Source organism: Allomesorhizobium camelthorni (genome assembly GCF_011045125.1).
Classification (GTDB): Bacteria; Pseudomonadota; Alphaproteobacteria; order Rhizobiales; family Rhizobiaceae; genus Allomesorhizobium; species Allomesorhizobium camelthorni.
This window is the reverse complement of the sequence record NZ_JAAKZF010000028.1, coordinates 1-16,508: the sequence shown is the minus strand read 5'-3', so window position 1 is coordinate 16,508 and position 16,508 is coordinate 1. Positions and strand designations below refer to the sequence as shown.

The 16,508-nt window shown below is 64.0% G+C and carries 19 protein-coding genes and 1 tRNA gene; 6 read left to right on the top strand and 14 right to left on the bottom strand.

Annotated elements, in window-relative coordinates; translation table 11 throughout:
- Window positions 1-11: 11 nt before the first annotated feature.
- Complete coding sequence (locus tag G6N73_RS18820) at window positions 12-827, top strand: alpha/beta fold hydrolase (RefSeq protein WP_165030324.1); 816 nt, start codon at window positions 12-14, stop codon at window positions 825-827.
- Window positions 828-839: 12 nt separating this feature from the next.
- On the opposite strand, the gene G6N73_RS18815 is transcribed toward G6N73_RS18820, so the two are convergent.
- Together G6N73_RS18815 and G6N73_RS18810 are read right to left on the bottom strand one after the other, a co-directional pair.
- On the bottom strand, window positions 840-1,157 hold the full coding sequence (locus G6N73_RS18815; RefSeq protein ID WP_165030322.1) for a cupin domain-containing protein: 318 nt from the start codon (window positions 1,155-1,157) through the stop codon (window positions 840-842).
- A 33-nt stretch (window positions 1,158-1,190) separates the two neighbouring features.
- Window positions 1,191-2,309: a DUF2336 domain-containing protein gene (locus G6N73_RS18810; RefSeq protein ID WP_165030424.1), complete on the bottom strand. Its 1,119-nt coding sequence runs from the start codon at window positions 2,307-2,309 to the stop codon at window positions 1,191-1,193.
- A gap of 151 nt (window positions 2,310-2,460) precedes the next feature.
- Here G6N73_RS18810 and G6N73_RS18805 point away from each other — a divergent pair, with 151 nt between their 5' ends.
- Both G6N73_RS18805 and G6N73_RS18800 read left to right on the top strand, forming a co-directional pair.
- Window positions 2,461-2,913 carry a MaoC family dehydratase gene (locus G6N73_RS18805; protein ID WP_165030320.1) on the top strand — a complete coding sequence of 151 codons (453 nt, stop codon included), beginning with the start codon at window positions 2,461-2,463 and terminating at the stop codon, window positions 2,911-2,913.
- A complete protein-coding gene (locus G6N73_RS18800; RefSeq protein WP_165030318.1) occupies window positions 2,913-3,788 on the top strand; it encodes an HpcH/HpaI aldolase/citrate lyase family protein in 876 nt (291 codons plus the stop codon). Before G6N73_RS18805 ends, G6N73_RS18800 begins: the two co-directional genes overlap by 1 nt.
- Before the next feature lie 263 nt (window positions 3,789-4,051).
- Here the strand turns inward: G6N73_RS18800 and G6N73_RS18795 are convergent, their stop codons facing one another.
- The 10 genes from G6N73_RS18795 to G6N73_RS18750 all read right to left on the bottom strand — a co-directional run bounded on the left by G6N73_RS18795 (window position 4,052) and on the right by G6N73_RS18750 (window position 13,337).
- On the bottom strand, window positions 4,052-4,660 hold the full coding sequence (locus G6N73_RS18795; RefSeq protein WP_165030315.1) for a flavin reductase: 609 nt from the start codon (window positions 4,658-4,660) through the stop codon (window positions 4,052-4,054).
- Between the two features lies 1 nt (window position 4,661).
- Entirely contained in the window at window positions 4,662-5,246 is a 585-nt protein-coding gene (locus G6N73_RS18790) for a nitroreductase family protein (RefSeq protein WP_165030313.1), read from the bottom strand.
- Window positions 5,243-5,746 carry a YbaK/EbsC family protein gene (locus G6N73_RS18785; protein ID WP_165030311.1) on the bottom strand — a complete coding sequence of 168 codons (504 nt, stop codon included), beginning with the start codon at window positions 5,744-5,746 and terminating at the stop codon, window positions 5,243-5,245. Before G6N73_RS18785 ends, G6N73_RS18790 begins: the two co-directional genes overlap by 4 nt.
- Entirely contained in the window at window positions 5,746-6,564 is an 819-nt protein-coding gene (locus tag G6N73_RS18780; protein WP_165030309.1) for an MBL fold metallo-hydrolase, read from the bottom strand. Before G6N73_RS18780 ends, G6N73_RS18785 begins: the two co-directional genes overlap by 1 nt.
- A 2-nt stretch (window positions 6,565-6,566) precedes the next feature.
- Complete coding sequence (locus tag G6N73_RS18775; protein ID WP_165030307.1) at window positions 6,567-7,358, bottom strand: TatD family hydrolase; 792 nt, start codon at window positions 7,356-7,358, stop codon at window positions 6,567-6,569.
- A 13-nt stretch (window positions 7,359-7,371) separates the two neighbouring features.
- Window positions 7,372-8,922, bottom strand: a complete 1,551-nt coding sequence (gene metG / locus G6N73_RS18770; RefSeq protein ID WP_165030305.1) for a methionine--tRNA ligase — start codon at window positions 8,920-8,922, stop codon at window positions 7,372-7,374.
- 88 nt (window positions 8,923-9,010) lie between these two features.
- Window positions 9,011-10,066 carry a DNA polymerase III subunit delta' gene (locus tag G6N73_RS18765; RefSeq protein WP_165030303.1) on the bottom strand — a complete coding sequence of 352 codons (1,056 nt, stop codon included), beginning with the start codon at window positions 10,064-10,066 and terminating at the stop codon, window positions 9,011-9,013.
- A complete protein-coding gene (gene tmk / locus G6N73_RS18760) occupies window positions 10,063-10,728 on the bottom strand; it encodes a dTMP kinase (RefSeq protein ID WP_165030301.1) in 666 nt (221 codons plus the stop codon). The genes G6N73_RS18765 and tmk overlap by 4 nt, the downstream gene beginning before the upstream one ends.
- Before the next feature lie 78 nt (window positions 10,729-10,806).
- Window positions 10,807-11,970, bottom strand: a complete 1,164-nt coding sequence (locus G6N73_RS18755; protein WP_165030422.1) for a D-alanyl-D-alanine carboxypeptidase family protein — start codon at window positions 11,968-11,970, stop codon at window positions 10,807-10,809.
- 116 nt (window positions 11,971-12,086) lie between these two features.
- A complete protein-coding gene (locus tag G6N73_RS18750; RefSeq protein ID WP_165030299.1) occupies window positions 12,087-13,337 on the bottom strand; it encodes a septal ring lytic transglycosylase RlpA family protein in 1,251 nt (416 codons plus the stop codon).
- 305 nt (window positions 13,338-13,642) lie between these two features.
- Here G6N73_RS18750 and G6N73_RS18745 point away from each other — a divergent pair.
- The 3 genes from G6N73_RS18745 (at window position 13,643) to G6N73_RS18735 (ending at window position 14,976) form a co-directional block, all read left to right on the top strand.
- Window positions 13,643-13,732 (top strand) — tRNA-Ser (locus G6N73_RS18745).
- 160 nt (window positions 13,733-13,892) lie between these two features.
- Complete coding sequence (locus G6N73_RS18740; RefSeq protein WP_165030297.1) at window positions 13,893-14,168, top strand: hypothetical protein; 276 nt, start codon at window positions 13,893-13,895, stop codon at window positions 14,166-14,168.
- A 571-nt stretch (window positions 14,169-14,739) separates the two neighbouring features.
- Entirely contained in the window at window positions 14,740-14,976 is a 237-nt protein-coding gene (locus G6N73_RS18735; RefSeq protein ID WP_165030295.1) for a hypothetical protein, read from the top strand.
- A gap of 781 nt (window positions 14,977-15,757) precedes the next feature.
- Here G6N73_RS18735 and G6N73_RS37985 read toward each other — a convergent pair.
- Window positions 15,758-15,889, bottom strand: a complete 132-nt coding sequence (locus tag G6N73_RS37985; RefSeq protein WP_281352906.1) for a hypothetical protein — start codon at window positions 15,887-15,889, stop codon at window positions 15,758-15,760.
- A gap of 283 nt (window positions 15,890-16,172) precedes the next feature.
- Window positions 16,173-16,508, bottom strand: a 336-nt coding sequence (locus G6N73_RS36360) for a hypothetical protein (RefSeq protein ID WP_206078945.1), incomplete at its 5' end; no start/stop codon positions are given.

Here is a 16,508-nt window from a genome sequence, read left to right as displayed (position 1 = left end):
GTGGGCATCCCGTGAGCGCCACCAAACTCCTGCTCGTCCTGCCGCTCGTCGCGGCTCTAGGCTACCTGGCGCTGGTCGGCCTGATGTATTTCTCCCAGCGCGCCCTGCTTTACCCCGGAGCCGGCGCAGCATTCGCCCCGGCATCACGCGCCGAATGGGGCGAGCAGGTCTCGATCGCAACGCCGGATGGCGAGACGCTGCATGCGCTTTTCAGCAAGGGCGAAGCCGGCAAGCCGTCGGTGCTTTTCTTCCTCGGCAATGCCGACCGGGTCGGCAATTACGGCTTCCTGGCGCAAGCGCTTGCGGCGCGCGGCATCGGCCTTCTGGCGATTTCCTATCGCGGCTATCCGGGCTCAACCGGCTCGCCAAGCGAGGAAGGCCTGCTGACGGACGGATTGGCGGCGTTCGACTGGCTTTCGGCTCGCACCGAAGGCCAAATCATCGTGCTCGGCCAGTCGCTGGGCAGCGGCGTCGCAATCAATACGGCAGCGCAAAGGCCGGTGGCTGGTGTCATCCTGGTGTCGGCCTATCTGTCGGTGCTGTCGCTCGCGCAGACGCACTATCCGTATCTGCCGGTTGCCCCCCTCATCAAAGATCCCTTCCGCTCCGATCTCAGGATTGCGAAGGTCACGCAGCCAAAACTGTTCATCCATGGCCGGCGCGACGACATCATCCCCCTGTCCTCCGGCGAAGCGCTTTACGCCATCGCGCCTGAGCCCAAACAGATGCTGGTCCGTGACGCCTACGGCCACAACGATCTGTGGAACGAGGGCATGACCGGCGAGATCATCCGGTTTGTGGAGGCGCTGAGCAGGAATGGCGGTTAGGCGGCGCTCATCCTAAGCCTTTCCAAGAGCGTCGGGTTGCTTGATCTCGATCTCGACGAACGCAATCGGGTGTTCTGAGCCGTTCATCACGTCGTGCTTGATTCCAGACGGTCTACGGTAGGCTTGGCCTGCCGCGAGAGGAACGTCGGCGACATTGACCCCGTCGTGAACCCGAAGAGTTCCGGCCGTCAGCATGATGACGAAATAAGGCCACCCATGTTCGTGCCATCCGGTGGCCGCACCCGGCTCGAAGTCCCAACGTGTGATTTTCACCGCGTTGTCATCCAACTGGACCGTGGGCATAGCCGGTATTTCGCATTTGAACGCCAATTCAGTCTCCGTCGTTCATAGAACCGTTTCGGCTCAAGCCGCAGCGATTGCCAGTGCGTGGCCGCGGGCGTTTTCGCGCAGCGCGTCGAGGTGGATGGATTTCAGCAGGCCGGCGAGGTCGCCGGTTGCCGCTTGCCCGCCCAGTTCCTTCAGCATCAGCCAGGTGACCTCCTGTGCGCCGGCAACGCGCTTGCCGTTGGCGACCTCGCGCCAGATTTTCAGCGCGCGCAGGATGACGGCATGGGTGCCTGCGGCAAGCCCGGCGCTGCGGAACAGCGCCGACAGCGCCCCGTCGTGACCGCCGGAGAGCAGCGCCCTCACCCGGGGCTCGGCCTGTCCGGTCAGCGCCACCATGGCCGAGCCGAAGAAATCGACCTTGCCGTGGGCGATGGCGCGGATGATGAAGCTCGACGTCAGGTCGCCGCGCAGGCGCAGATGCTCGATAAGCGCGCCGTGTTCTTCGGCGCGCGTGTTTTCGATGACGGTGAGCGAAGCCTTCACGCAGGCGTCGCGCATGACGCGGTCCGCGCGTGATCCCATCAGCGCCGCGATCAGCGGCGCCTGCTTCAGCGCGTCGCCGAGCTTGACCAGCAGCATGTGCCGGCAATCGGCCGGCAGGCGCGGATCGGCGATCATCGCCTCGCGCACCGAAGGCAGATGACCGTGGCGTTCGGCCATGCGGCGGAAGCTGAGAGCGGCAATGGCAGCACCGGAATTGGCGATAAGCTCGACGCAGGCCTCCGGCTCGCCGATCTCGGCGAGGGCCGCGGCGAGCGCCATCGACACGACCGGACGCCCGGCGACGAGCTTCTGCACGGCTTTGGAACCAGCCGCAACGCGGTCGATCAGGTCGGCATCGGTCAGAAGCGGCGAACGCGCCAGCACGAAGGCGGCGACCTCGGGCTGGTCGGAAGCGAGCGCCGCAATGATCTGGATCGGCGCGTGATGGCTCATCGACAGTGCTTCAGCCATGGCCAGGCGGACCTTGGCGGATGGATCGTCAAGCAGCAGCGTGAGTGCGGCCTCCGCCGCACAGCGATCCTCGAACGGCAGGTCCCGCTCGACATAGGCGCGGGCGAGCGCGCTCACGGCCGCGGCTCTTTCGGAGACGCGGGCCGTGCCGATCCATTTCAGGAAATGCCCCACTACCATGAATGTCACTCGCACCCTGCCGGCAAAGATTCCGGCCCCCGGAAGGACGCTAGGCAGAAATGGTTTACGAAGCGTTCACCATACTTCTTAACCGGCTTGCCCGCCGGGACGGCAGCGCCTATCAAACGGGCGTGCAACGGAGGAACACGGCATGGCTGGACTGTATCTCGAGGAGTTCGAGCCTGGCCGGACGTTCAAGCACACGCTGCGCAAGACCGTTACCGAAAGCGACAACATGCTGTTTTCGGTGATGACGCTGAACCCGCAGCCGCTGCACATCGATTTCGATTTCGCCGCCAAGAGCGAATGGGGCAAGCCGCTGGTCAACTCGCTGTTCACGCTCGGCCTGATGATCGGCATTTCGGTGAACGATATAACCGTCGGCACGACGGTCGCCAATTTGGGAATGCGGGAAACGGTGTTTCCGCATCCGGTGTTTCATGGCGACACGATAAGCGTCGAGACGGAGGTGTTGTCGGTCCGCGAATCGAAATCCAAGCCCGACCGCGGCATCGTCGAATTCGAGCACCGTGCCTTCAACCAGCACGGCGTGCTGGTCGCCAAATGCACCCGCCAGGCGATGATGCTGAAGAGGCCGGCCTGATGCGCTCGCTGCTGTTCGTGCCGGGCGATTCGGAAAGGAAGCTGGAGAAAGGCTTTTTGGCAGGCGCCGACGTGGTCATCGTCGACCTCGAGGATTCGGTCGCGGCCGGCAACAAGGCGGCGGCGCGGAAGATTGCGGCGGATTTCATTCGCGACAACCGTGCGCGAACATCTGCCGCGATCTATGTGAGAGTAAACGATCTTTCGTCCGGCCTGACCGACGACGACCTCGCTTCGCTGATGCCGGCGAAACCCGACGGCGTCATGCTGCCGAAGTCGAACGGCTTCGCTGATGTGCAGCAGCTTTCGGCCAAATTGCGTGTCCGCGAGACTGAAAACGGGCTTCCGGACGGCGGGACAAAAATCATCCCGATCATCACCGAAACGGCGGCGGGCCTGCTGGCGGCGGCAAGCTACAGCGCGAGCCCCCGCCTCTCCGGCCTGACCTGGGGCGCGGAAGACCTTTCCGCCGCGACCGGCGCGCGGGCCACGCGTGACCAGAGCGGGCGCTATACCGACGTGTTCCGGCTGGCGCGGGCAATGACCGTGCTTGCCGCCTCGGCAGCCGAAACAGCGGCGATCGATACGGTGTTCGTGAATTTCCGCGACGTGGAAGGCCTGCGCGCCGAATGCCTCGACGCGGAGCGCGACGGGTTTACCGCCAAGATGGCGATCCATCCGGATCAGGTGCCGGTCATCAACGCGGCGTTCACGCCTTCGCCGGAAGCGGTGGCCCATGCGCGGGCGGTGGTCGAGGCGTTCCGGGAAGCGGGCGATCCGGGCGTCGTCGGGATCGAGGGCCAGATGTACGACCGGCCGCACCTGCGCCGCGCAGAGAGGCTGCTGGCTCGGGCTCGGGTTGCGGGTATAGAGTAAGGGTGCGTCCTTCGAGGCTCGCTGCGCTCGCACCTCAGGATGAGGGAAGTTGGTGCTGGGCCGACAATCTCAAAGGTCGGCGCTGGAACCTCGAGGCCGGTGTTGGCCGGCACCTCAAAAAGGCGGGTGTTGGACGATGATCTCAATGTTGGTGGGTCAACTTCGAAGATTTGACTTAGGTACCCTACGGTCCTCATCCTGAGGTGCGAGCGCAGCGAGCCTCGAAGGACGCACGAAGAACTGGGACGGCTAAACAGCCTCAGTTAATCCTTGCCCCAGCGCGGGCGGCGCATCTGGAAAGTCTCATTGACCATGGAATAGTCCATGTAGCCGAGGCGGGCGACGTTGCCGGCCTTGACCGCATCGAACAGGCCGTCGGTGAGCATCGCGTCGTCGATATGGACGCCGACCACCTCGCCGGTGACGACGAACACGCCGGCATCGCTGCCATCGAGCGCCTTGGGGCGCAGGATTTCCGTCACCTTGCATTCGAGCGCTGCGGGAGCTTCGGCCACGCGCGGCGGCGTGACCAGCCGCGACGCCGCGGGCGTCAGGCCGGCATAGGCGAATTCGTTGACGCCGCGCGGCGCATCGACCGCGCTGCGGTTCATCTGCTCGACGAGCGCGCGCCCAACCAGATTGACGACGAACTCGCCGGTTTCGCGCGCGAAGCTGGCGCTGTCCTTCTCGCCTTCCGACGAGAACCAGACCAGGAAGGGACTTGTCGAGAAGGCGTTGAAGAAGGAATAGGGCGCGAGGTTCACGTCGCCATTGAGGGCGATGGTCGAGATCCAGCCGATCGGGCGCGGCGACACGATCGCCTTGAACGGGTCGTGCGGCAGGCCGTGGCCTTTTGCCGGCTCGTAGAACACGCTATGCCTCCCACGGCCCGGCATAATCGGCGTAAAGCGCCGCAGGGTCGGGACGCGGGCGCTCCGGCGCGGGGCCTTCATAAGAGCCGATATGCACGAAGCCGACCACGCGCTCATGCGGCGCAAGGCCGAGTATGCGCCTGCCTTCCTCCACATCGGAATACCAGTTGGTGATCCAGTTGGTGCCGTAGCCGAGCGCGCTTGCCGCGAGCACAAGGCTCATTGCCGCCGCGCCGCCGGACAGAAACATCTCCCATTGCGGGATTTTCGGATTGTCCTTCGGGCTCGAAATCACGCCGATGACCAGCGGCGCTCGCGAGAATCGGGTCAGTTCCTGGTTGCGGCGGGCTTCCGTCAGCGGGCCTTCGCGCTTCTCGGCGAGTTCGGCGAGCTTTTCGCCGATCTCCTCGCGCGCTTTGCCGCGATAGAGGATGAAGCGCCATGGCGCGAGCCGGCCGTGATCGGGCACGCGAGTGGCGATCCTGATCATCGTTGCGATTTCATCGTCACCGGGTGCCGGTTCGCGCAATTCGGGGATGGGCGCTGAATTGCGCTTCAGCATGAAGTCGATGATCGGCGAGGTCATGTGGAACTTTCCTGATTGGCAAGGCTCGCAACGGTCGCGCCCGCCGCGGCGATCAATGTGCCGGGTTCGGCCGCGAATACCGCATCATGCGCTCCGGCGGCGGCCCAGACGCGGTCGAAGCGCAGCAGCGCCGCGTCGGCGAATGCCGGGATGGCGGCGAGATGGCCGATCGGCGAGACGCCGCCGATAGCAAAGCCGGTGACCTCGCGAATATGGCGCGGATCGGCGCGTTTCAGCGGCTCGGCCGCAAGTGCCGCCGCCTTGGCGAGATCGAGCTGATGCTCGCCCGAGAACATGAACAGATAGAGCCGGCCGGTCCGCTCGCCCTGGAAGATCAGCGATTTGACGATCTGCGCGACCGCGCAGCCGCATTGCTCAGCCGCCTCGGCGGCGGTGCGGGTCGAGGCGCCCATGCGGCGGATCTCGATGTCCAGACCGGCGGCGCGCGCGGCCTCGGTGATCCGCGCAATGCTGCCGCTTGCGTTAGGTTTGTCGTCCATCACTCTGATTCCAATGGTATTTCAACCACCATGCCATCATAGGCCGGTTCGACATTGTCCGGCGTTTCGCGCATCACCGTTGCATAGTCGAGAGGGACGTGCATGTGGGTCAGAACCGCGCGCTTCGGCGCCAGGCGCTCGATCCATTCCAGCGCTTCCGAAAGCGACAAATGGCTCGGATGCGGGCGGTATTGCAGCGCGTCGATGACCAGTACGTCGAGGCCGGTGAGCCGCGCAGCCGTCGCCTCGGAAAAACCGCTGACATCGGGGCAATAGGCGACCGAGCCGATGCGGAAGCCGAGCGACACCGCGTCGCCATGGATCTGCGGCAGCGGCTCGAAGGTGAGCGCCCCGCCCTCGCCTTCGATGGTGAAAGGAACCGCGTGGTCGATGAGATTGGCGCTGACGATCGGCGGATAGGAACTGCCTGGCGGCCTCGCGAAGCAGTAGGAGAAGGCTTCGCGCAGCCGCGCGAGGGTCGGGCCGTCGCCATAGACCGGGATCAGTTGCCGCTGCTCCAGCCAATAGCCGCGCAGATCGTCAATGCCGTGTATGTGGTCGGCATGGGGGTGGGTGTAGACGACGGCGTCGACGCGGCGCACCTTGGCCATCAGCATCTGCTCGCGGAAATCGGGTCCGGTGTCGATGACGACCGTAGTCTTGGCGCCATTCGGCGCGATGCGCTGCACCAGCGCCGCAGCGCGCAAGCGGCGGTTCTTCGGCTCGAGCGGGTCGCAATCGCCCCAGTCGCCGGTGATGCGCGGCGTGCCCGGAGACGAGCCGCAGCCCAAAATGGTGAAGCGCAGCAGGCCCGCCACGCTCAGGCGTTCCCGGCCGGACGCGGCATCTTGGTGAACAGCCGGAAGAAATTGGCGGTGGTGATTTTTGCGATTTCGTCGGCGCTGACGCCAATCGTTTCGGCAAGCATCGCCGCGGTGTTGGCCACATAGGCCGGCTCGTTGCGCTTGCCGCGAAAAGGCATCGGCGCGAGATAGGGCGCGTCGGTCTCGACAAGCAGGCGGTCATGCGGCACCGAGGCAGCGATGTCGCGCAATTCGCCGGAATTCTTGAAGGTCAGTATGCCCGAGAATGAGACATAGCCGCCGAGTTTGACGCCTGTTTCGGCGAGTTCTGGCCCCGAGGAAAAGCAGTGCAGGATGAAAGGGAAAGCGCCCTTCTGCGTCTCCTCCTCAAGTATCGCGGCCATGTCGGCGTCGGCGCTGCGCGCATGGATGACCAGCGGCAGGTCGGTTTGCCGCGCCGCAGCGATATGGGTGCGGAAGCCCTTCGCCTGCGCGTCGCGCGGGGATTTGTCGTAGTGGTAGTCGAGGCCGGCCTCGCCGATCGCCACCACCTTCGGATGCGCCGAAAGCCGGACCAGGTCCTCGGCCGTCACGTCGGGTTCCTCGGCGGCATTGTGCGGATGCGTGCCGACCGAGCAATAGACTGCGTCGAACGCCTCGGCGATCGCCAGCACGTCGGGAAAGCGCCTGACCCGGGTCGAGATGGTGACCATGCGCGCCACGCCCGCCCTGGCCGCGCGCTCGACGATCGCCGCGCGGTCGTCGGCGAAGTCCGGGAAATCGAGATGGCAGTGGCTGTCGACAAGCATGCTTTGGAAAGCCCTACTGTTCCGCCGCCGCCGGCTCGACATAACGTGGGAACACCGCCGCCGGCGCGGGCAACGGGGCGCCCGGCTTCAGCGCATGCGCCTCGCCGGCATGCTCGAATGCCCGCTCATCGGCCGGCACGGCCAGAAGGTCGAGCAGCTTTGCCGCCGATGTCGGCATGAAGGGCTGGCACATCAGCGCGACGCGCCGGATGGTCTCGGCGGTGGTGTGCAGCACCGTCTCCATGCGCGCCGGATCAGTCTTCTTCAGCGCCCACGGCTCCTGGCCGGCGAAGTAACGGTTGGCCTCCGCCACAACGCCGAAGATCGCCGCCAGCGCCTGATGGATCGACTGCTCGGCCATGGTCCTGCGCGCGGTGGCGAGCGCTTCGTCGGCCATGGCAAGGATCGCCCGGTCGGCATCGGCAAGCACGCCGCGCGCGGGCACGACAGCGCCGCAGTTCTTGGCGATCATCGACAGCGAGCGCTGCGCCAGATTGCCGAGGTCGTTGGCGAGATCGGCGTTGGTGCGGTTGACGATGGCTTCGTGGCTGTAGCTGCCGTCCTGGCCGAATGGCACCTCGCGCAGGAAGAAATAGCGCACCTGGTCGAGGCCGTAATGCTCGATCATGGCGAACGGATCGACGACGTTGCCGACTGACTTCGACATCTTCTCGCCGCGGTTGAACAGGAAGCCGTGCGCGAACACCCGCTTCGGCAGTTCTATCCCGGCCGACATCAGGAAGGCCGGCCAGTAGACGGCGTGGAAACGCACAATGTCCTTGCCGATGATGTGCGTCGCCGGCCAGAAATCCCACTTTTCGCCCGTCGTGTCGGGGAAGCCGGCCGCGGTGATGTAGTTGGTCAGCGCGTCGACCCAGACATACATGACATGCTTTTCATCGCCCGGCACCGGCACGCCCCAATTGAAGGTGGTGCGCGAGACCGAGAGATCCTTCAGCCCGGATTTGACGAAGCTCATCACCTCGTTGCGGCGCTCGGCCGGCGCGACGAAATCCGGTCGCTGTTCGTAGAGCGCGAGAAGCTTGTCCTGGTAGGCCGAGAGGCGGAAGAAATAGGTCTCTTCTTCGTTCCATTCGACCGGCGAGCCGAGCGGCTCGCGGCGCACGCCGTCCTCGCCGACGGTGGTTTCCTTCTCGTCGAAATAGGCTTCCTGCCGCACCGAATACCAGCCGCTGTAGCGGTCGAGATAGATGTCGCCATTCGCCGCCATGCGCTCCCAGATCGCCTGGCAGGCCTCGTAGTGGCGCGGCTCGGTGGTGCGGATGAACTCGTCATTGGAGGCGCCGACGGCCTGCTCCATCTCGCGGAAGATTGCCGAATTGCGGTCGGCCAATGTCTTCGGCGCCACACCCTCCTGATCGGCTGTCTGCTGCATCTTCAGCCCGTGCTCGTCGGTTCCGGACAGGAAGAACACGTCCTTGCCGTCGAGCCGCTGGAACCGCGCCATCGCGTCGGTGGCAATCACATTATAGGCATGGCCGATATGCGGCTTGCCGTTCGGATAGAAGATCGGGGTGGTGATGTAGAATTTTTCGCGTGACATGAAAGGCCGTTCGAAATGGCGACTTGGGAAAACGTCGCGGTGAGATAACGCATCGGGCTGGCGATTGCCATACGGCAAGGCGGCAGCGTCACATTCGAAGCGCCTCGTTGAGGCGGATGATCATGCCGAGCGCGTGCTGTTTCTTGTCGAGATTGTAGGTCTCGGTCTCGGTGACCGAAGTCAGCGCCTCGTGCCAGCTCTCGGTCAGCCGGTTGGCGCGCGGCCCCTGGCCTTCGAGTGCGGCACGGCTCGCGGCATCAGCCAGAAGATCGAGCGCGTGGCGGTTGAAGATGTCGAACGGGATGTCCTGGCCGCGGCCGCCGGCGACTTCGGCGAGCTTGTGGGCGGCGGCGATGTCGAGTTTCGGCGCGGCCACCATCCTGTCCATCGCTTCGGCGATTTCCAGCCCGCCATACTGCGTCAGGAGGATCGCCTCGCGCACGCTGCCCGCCGCCCGTTCGGCGAGCGCCGCGCGGGCGGGCGCATCCTGCGGCGGCTCCTGGCCTGTATCTTCCAGCGCCGCCATGAGCTCGCCCGGCTCGAGCGGTCCCAGCCGGACGATCTGGCAGCGCGAACGGATGGTCGGCAGCAGGCTGCCCAGCGCATGCGCGATCAGCACGAAGATCGTGCGGGCCGGCGGCTCCTCCAGATTCTTCAGAAGCGCATTGGCGGCGTTGACATTCATGTCGTCGGCGGGATCGACGATGACGACGCGGTAGCTGCCGTCATGCGAGGTCATCGACAGGAAACGGCTGACGCGACGGATCTCGTCGACCGTCACCACTGTCTTGAAAGTTTTGGTCTTGTCGTTGAACGGCCGTGTCAGATGCAGGACGGAGGGGTGCGCGCCCATCGCCACCTGCCGGAACAGCGGCGACGCCGGATCGGGCGCGACCAGTTCGGCCGGCGCATCGCCATGCGAAGGATGGCGCAAAAGGTGGCCCGCCAGATGAAAGGCCAGCGTCGCCTTGCCGACGCCCTGCGGCCCGGCAAACAGCAGCGCGTGCGGCAGCTTGCCCGAGCGATAGGCCGCGGCCAGCATATTCGACGCTGCTTTATGACCATGCAGATGCGGGTTTTCCGAAGGCTCGGGCACGCCTTCGAGGGTGTCGTGCTGTTCCGGCGCGATACGTTCGAACATCACCCCTCCTTCGCCCGGCGCGGCTCGGCCCGCGCCTGGAGCGCGGCGAATACCGCGGCGGTCACCGCATCTTCGACTTCATCGGGGCTTGCAGAGGCGTCGATGACAACGCAGCGCTCCGGCTCGCTGCGTGCAATGGCGAGAAAGGCTTCGCGGCGACGCTCGTGGACCGCCAGCGTCTCCTTCTCGAAGCGGTCGGGCGTGTCGTCGCCGCGGCGCACGTTTGCGCGCTTCAGCCCCTCGGCAGGGTCGATGTCGAAAATCAGCGTCAGATCGGGGATCGTGCCGTTGACCGCGACCCGCTCCAGCGCCGTCATGAAGCCGGGATCGAGGTCGCCTGACCCGCCCTGATAGACACGCGACGAATCGAGAAAGCGATCGCAAAGCACAATGCTGCCGCGCGCAATCGCGGGAGCGATCAGCTGTTCGACATGGTCGGAGCGGGCGGCGGCGAAAAGCAGCGCCTCCATCTCCGGCCCGAACGGCTCGGCGGCGCCCGACAGGATGACGTGGCGCACGGCCTCGGCGCCAGGCGAGCCACCAGGTTCGCGGGTGACGACGAGGTCATAACCCTTGGCGCGCAGCTTCGCGGCGAGCCGGGCGATCTGCGTCGACTTGCCGGCCCCTTCCCCGCCTTCGAAGCTTATGAAAAATCCGCGCGCCAACTGGCCCGATCCTCTGCGTATGTTTTGAGAACACCGGTAATAACCCCCGATGGAAAAAAGTCCACGCCGAACGCCGCCTCAGCGCAGCCAGCCGACCAGCAATTCGCCGACCGCGTCGAGGGCGCGTTGGTGCAGCGCGCCGGTGTCGACGCTTTCGGCGGCGTAGAGCGGCGTTTCCTGGCTGAGCGTCTCGCCGATGAAGACGCGCAGCGACCCGATCTGCGTGCCTTCCTCGACCGGCGCGATGACCGGCCCTTCATAGACGATGCGCGCGGTCAGCCGGTCGCGGTTGGTGATCGGCACGAAGATCGAAATCGGCCCATTGGCCTTCAGCGCCACGCCGGATTTCGCGCCGCCATAGACCTGCGCCTCGCCGACAGTCTCGCCCTCGGCGAAGAGTTCGCTCTTCTCGAAGGCCCGCATCCCCCAATCGAGGATCTTGCGCGCTTCCTCGGCGCGCTCGCGCTCGGAGGTCATGCCGCTCAAGGCAACGAAGAGGCGCCTGTCGTCTCGCGCGACGGAGCCGACGATCGCATAGCCGGATTCCTCGGTGTAGCCGGTCTTCATGCCGTCCGCCCCGATGTTCATCGCGAGCAGCGGATTGCGGTTGCGCTGGGTGATCTTGTTCCAGGTGAAATCCGGCTGGGAATAATATCTGTAGAAGTCCGGATACTCGCGGAAGATGTGCAGCGCCAGCTTCACCAGCTCGCGCACCGTCACCATCTGGCCCTCGGCAGGCAGGCCGGTGGAATTCCTGAACACCGATTGGGTGAGGCCAAGTTCGCGGGCGCGTTCGGTCATCAGCGCGGCGAAATTCTCCTCGCTGCCGGCCATGCCTTCCGCGATGATGATGCAGCCGTCATTGGCCGACTGGACGACCACGCCCTGGATCAGATCTTCCAGCCTGATCTCGGAATTGAGTTCGGCGAACATCGTCGAGCCGCCCGACACCGCCCCGCCGGTGCGCCAGGCGTTCTCGCTGACCACGAATTTGTCGTCGAGCGAATAGCGCCCGGCCTCGATGGCGTTGAACACCAACTCCATTGTCATCAGCTTGGCCAGCGAGGCCGGCGGGATCGGCTGGTTCGGATTTTTTGAAAACAGGATCGTGCCGGTTTCGGCGTCGATCATGAAGGCCTGCGCCGCCTTGGTCTCGAACAGTTGCGCCTGCGCCGGGGCGATGGCGCCGAGCGCCGCCACGAAGCCCAAAATGCAAGCCAACGTCGCCCGGCGGAATTCCATCAACATCGCTGCCCTGCCCTTGTGCATGCCATGCACGATGGCAAGGCTAGCAGGGATTTAGACGCCGGATCAACATGGACAAGGTCGCGCCATACGCGCGGCCGGAGAAGGCGGCTTCAATCGCGGATTGTCATGGCGTCGGGGGCGCCGTTCGCCCACGCGGCTTCCAGCATGGCGTCGAGCCCGTTGCGGCCATCGGAATAGAGATTGACCGAATGGAGCTGTGCTCCGTCGATCTCCGCGGTCTCCAGCGTGGCGCGGCCGAAGCCCGACAGCGCGCGGGCGACCTTCTCGGCCTCGGCCAGCGTGGCGAACGAGCCGGCGGCGACATAGGGTTGCACCGCGGCGCCCGCCCCTGCCGGGTTGAGCCGCTTCCAGGATCGCGCGACATCGTCCGGCGACATGGCGTCGCGTTCGAGTGCGGCGAAGGCGGTTGCCGCCTTCTGCAACCGCTCGGGCGCGTAGGACATTGTCGCCAGCGCGACCTGGGTTTCGAAGATCATGTCGACGCCCGGCCGGTCCGGCGCGATCGGGCCGAAGGCAGGCAAAGCGAGATCGCCGAACGCTCCGGCGTCGGCCGCCATAACGGACTGGACCTGCGGCTGCGCGGCAGGCGCGCTGTCCGACATCACACCCGGAAAGGCTGCTGATCCAGCGATATCGGCGCTTGGCGTCGGACCGTTCATGGCGATCATGACGCCGGTGGCGAGGCCGTCGGACGGGTCTGGAGCACGGTTGCCGGGCCGGTACGAGGCCATCAGGAACTGGTCGTCGCGGCCGTGCAAAGGCGCGCGGCCGACATATTCCACCTGCACCTTGGCGGTACCGACATGGGTATAGTCGAGCAGTTCGGCGGCGCGCTTCGACAAATCGATGAGTCGGCCATGCGAATAGGGGCCGCGGTCGTTGACGCGCACGATGACCGAACTGCCGTTCTTCAGATTAGTGACGCGGGCGTAGCTCGGTAGCGGCATGGTCGGATGCGCCGCCGTCAGATGCGTCATGTCGTAGACTTCGCCATTGGCGGTCAGCCGGCCATGAAAGGCGTAGCCATACCAGGAGGCGGCGCCGACCTTTTTGTAGTTCTTGTCTTCCTTCGGATAGTACATCTTGCCGCGCACCTTGTAGGGCCGGCCGAGCTGGTCGCGGCCACCGCCGCGCTGCAAGTTCGATTTTTTGGTGGTGACGCGCGGGCTCGCCTTCACGCCATATTCGGACTCGGCAAAGTACTCCTTGGAGCGCTTGTTCTTTGTGTTGACCATGCCCTTGGATTGCGGGGCGCTGCAGGCGGCGAGAAATACCGCAGCGATCGCCAACGCGGCCACAGCGGAAGCGCGACCAGGACGCGTCAGCGCCAGATTGAGCATATGCGATTTATCCCCGACTTTTCAGATTTGCCCGCCGCGCGCCGAGCGGATCGGCGGCGATTGGCGCATGCGAACTCTTCCGGCACCCCTGCCCCGGCCTCTCACTGTATGCCGGAATAGTTTGACACGCTATTAATCGATTATGTCGGGAAACGGGCGGGATTGTGGCGCGGCCGGCGTGCGAAAATCTATGCACTGCGCGCTCGAATCCGCTGTAATCGGCATATCGCGGGCCATGGCTGGCCATATGTCCAAGAAACCGTGCCTTGAAAAAACAGGCATCTTCGCGCATAGAGCGGCTGCCCGGAGGGATGGCCGAGCGGTTTAAGGCACCGGTCTTGAAAACCGGCGTGGGTGCAAGCCCACCGTGGGTTCGAATCCCACTCCCTCCGCCACTTGCCCTTGTTTTAATTGATCTTTTCGCGATTTCTGCCGGAATACGTACAAAACTAGGTGCAATGAAAAGACGCCGGTTCCCCCCGCCAACGCTCCCGTTGATTTCCAAGGGTTTCCTGCCACTATCGGCGTGCGCCATGCGCGACATGGAGGGGGCTTATGGAGCAGGATTGGGATCACATCCGCCGCACTAGGTATTCGCCCAACGACGTGCCACCTGATTGGCCCGACGGCGTAAAGGGCATCAGCATGAACGGGGCCGCCCTACTTGGCGTCCATGCCGCTACCAATCAGCTATACTGGGACGGCCAGCCCCTCGTAACCGAGCGCCGGTTGGCCACGTTTGAAAGGATAATGGCCGGGATCGTTACCGCCTCCACAGCAATCGTTGCTGTGGTGGAGGTTGGACGCGCTGTTGGCTGGATTACGCTCTGAAAGGGAAAAGCCCGCCACTTGAGCGGCGGGCGCTAGTTCGGGAGGAAAAGCCCGCCAATCCACTCCCCAATGGATGGCGCGCGGTCAGTGTCTTTGCCCCTTTGCCTGTCAACGACGATATGCCTCGGTTAGCTGGATAATAAGCGCGCGGCGGTTGAAGCATTGCATATTCGAGTGGTGTGACTTTGCCGCCACAGACATGAAAATGGTGCGCCACCGTTTCCTGCACGGCCGCTGTTGCCTGTGCGACATGCGCGCGACATGGAGCCCGCTCACCCCAGCCTTCAAACCCTGTGTCCCGCCTTATTTCGCCTTTTGCTAAAGTAGCAATCTGTTATGGTTATTCGCTACGATGGGAAGAGATCGGAATGGCTATTCGGTGGATATGTGACACCGAGGGGAAGCCCGCATATTACCAGGAGGGCCAGCGCATCTACGCACTCCAAACCGCGACTTGCGAATTCTGCGAAAACGGCGGCTGGTGGTATCAAATGGAGCGCGGCGCAGCGGCCTATTACGTCAAAGATGATCAGGTCTTCACACCGGACGGCAGGCCAGCTTTCCATTATGCATGAACAACGAAAGCCCGCCAGGGCAAGCAGAAGCTCATCGTGATACGTTCCCTGCCATGGGCCGGATCATAGACGCCCTCGCTATACTCATCTCAGCCGCCGCTGCCGCCGTGGTCGTCGCCCTGTGGGTCGGCGTCGTCGCGCCGACGGTCGCGATGAAATTGGTCGCAGCGCTGGCCATCGCGGCCGCTATCCTCATCGCCTTAGCCTTCATTGTCCATAAAAGGGAAAAGTGAACCGGCGTCGCTTTGTGCCCCAAAGAAAAGCCCGCCAGGGCGAACCGTGGCGGGCTCTCGATTGGTCGCGGGGCTGGCCCGTCGCGGCCGTCATCCTCATTGGCGTACTGCGATTGCGGAGCCCGAATATCCGCCGAATTCTGACGTTGTCGCTTCCGGCCCCGCTCCTACATGCGTACCGCAAGACATAGGAGTTTCATGTGTCCGGAACCGGTTGGCAAATTGCGGTAGACGATCGCGGGAAGACACGACACTTTATCGTTGGGGTTCGCGATATAGAGGTCGCACAGGCGAAGGCGTTAGCCCAGTGCGAAAGCGCCACGGTTCTGTCGCGAACGAAATTGACGGAAGAAGATTTTGACAAGCTTGGACTAGTGGACGGCTGTCTAATTGAAGCGACAGGCCGGGACTGAAATCATGCCCACCGGACCTGAAGGCCGGAATTGAAAGAGGCGATCGAATTTCTCCGGTCGCCCCTGTTCGATTCGGCGCTGCCGCTCTGCGTATCGCATCTGGCGCTGTTGAACGGACCCACTGAAGGGTGCTGTCAAGCTCTGCTCTGGCGATCCGCTGTGACAACGAGCGCTTCATCGCTCGCTGGCCGAAACCAGCAATGGGATCATGTCACCAAATACAGTGGAGGGCAAACGCCAAATCGCAACGGGTCGGCAAACATCGACGTGCAGCCACCCCAAGGAAAAAAGCCCGCCACTGAAGCATCGGGCGCGCCTCATTGGCAAGGTTCTTGTCTATGCCCGCCTCGGCGAGAGTGATAGGTGCATCACTGGGTTTTTTCCGTAACCCGGTGGTCGCCGCCACCACGAGACAGCATCCCCGCTTCCCGCTGCGCGGCCATCAACTCGCCAAGGCGGCGCGTGGCGCGGATGCGGATTTCGGCGGCGTCGGTTTTCAAGCTGCTTGTTCTTCGCCTTGCCCGACCCCTTAATTTGCCGGTGCTGGTTGGGCAGGTTGTTCGGTGGTCGCAGGCGGTGCCGTCGTCTCAGCCGTAGGCCGCATGACGAAATAAAGGCCGGCAATGATGAGTAGAACCACGACGGCAGCGATAATCCAGGTTTGCGTGCTCATATTCATGGGTAGGCCCTCCCGTACGCGCCCCTGGCCTCAGGCGAGAATGGCACCCCGCAACGCGAAGACAATGCTCGCCACCGAAGCAGCGGGCCAGTTTCCTCTGGCGCCTAACGTCTACGCGTTTGACTGTCGGGGAAATAACGCGCCGACAATGTTTGGCAAGACGATCTGCCATGAAAAACGCCCGCAGCCGAAGCCACGGGCGCTCTAGCCTGGGTGGGACGCACAACCAAGACCGCTACCCGTTCAGTTTTCATGATTTCGTTTGGGCAGTCATCAAAAGCCGGGAAGACGAGTTCTTGCAAAAGGAGGCTGAATTTAAAAGGCAGGAAGCTGAAGAAAAGCGCCGGCCAGGACGATAGAACAACGGGCGTAGGCGTGCGCGAGACCACGCTCAGGGTATCGGGTGCGCCGGATCGCCCGCACACGTCCTGCACAGCGCT

What these genes read in the sequence shown, in the direction of transcription:
- G6N73_RS18810 (WP_165030424.1), bottom strand. Translation starts at nt 2,309, where the DNA reads ATGGTAGTGGGGCATTTCCTGAAATGGATCGGCACGGCCCGCGTCTCC.
- G6N73_RS18805 (WP_165030320.1), top strand. Translation starts at nt 2,461, where the DNA reads ATGGCTGGACTGTATCTCGAGGAGTTCGAGCCTGGCCGGACGTTCAAG.
- G6N73_RS18800 (WP_165030318.1), top strand. Translation starts at nt 2,913, where the DNA reads ATGCGCTCGCTGCTGTTCGTGCCGGGCGATTCGGAAAGGAAGCTGGAG.
- G6N73_RS18790 (WP_165030313.1), bottom strand. Translation starts at nt 5,246, where the DNA reads ATGACCTCGCCGATCATCGACTTCATGCTGAAGCGCAATTCAGCGCCC.
- G6N73_RS18785 (WP_165030311.1), bottom strand. Translation starts at nt 5,746, where the DNA reads ATGGACGACAAACCTAACGCAAGCGGCAGCATTGCGCGGATCACCGAG.
- G6N73_RS18775 (WP_165030307.1), bottom strand. Translation starts at nt 7,358, where the DNA reads ATGCTTGTCGACAGCCACTGCCATCTCGATTTCCCGGACTTCGCCGAC.
- metG (WP_165030305.1), bottom strand. Translation starts at nt 8,922, where the DNA reads ATGTCACGCGAAAAATTCTACATCACCACCCCGATCTTCTATCCGAAC.
- G6N73_RS18755 (WP_165030422.1), bottom strand. Translation starts at nt 11,970, where the DNA reads ATGGAATTCCGCCGGGCGACGTTGGCTTGCATTTTGGGCTTCGTGGCG.
- G6N73_RS18750 (WP_165030299.1), bottom strand. Translation starts at nt 13,337, where the DNA reads ATGCTCAATCTGGCGCTGACGCGTCCTGGTCGCGCTTCCGCTGTGGCC.
- G6N73_RS18740 (WP_165030297.1), top strand. Translation starts at nt 13,893, where the DNA reads ATGGAGCAGGATTGGGATCACATCCGCCGCACTAGGTATTCGCCCAAC.
- G6N73_RS18735 (WP_165030295.1), top strand. Translation starts at nt 14,740, where the DNA reads ATGAACAACGAAAGCCCGCCAGGGCAAGCAGAAGCTCATCGTGATACG.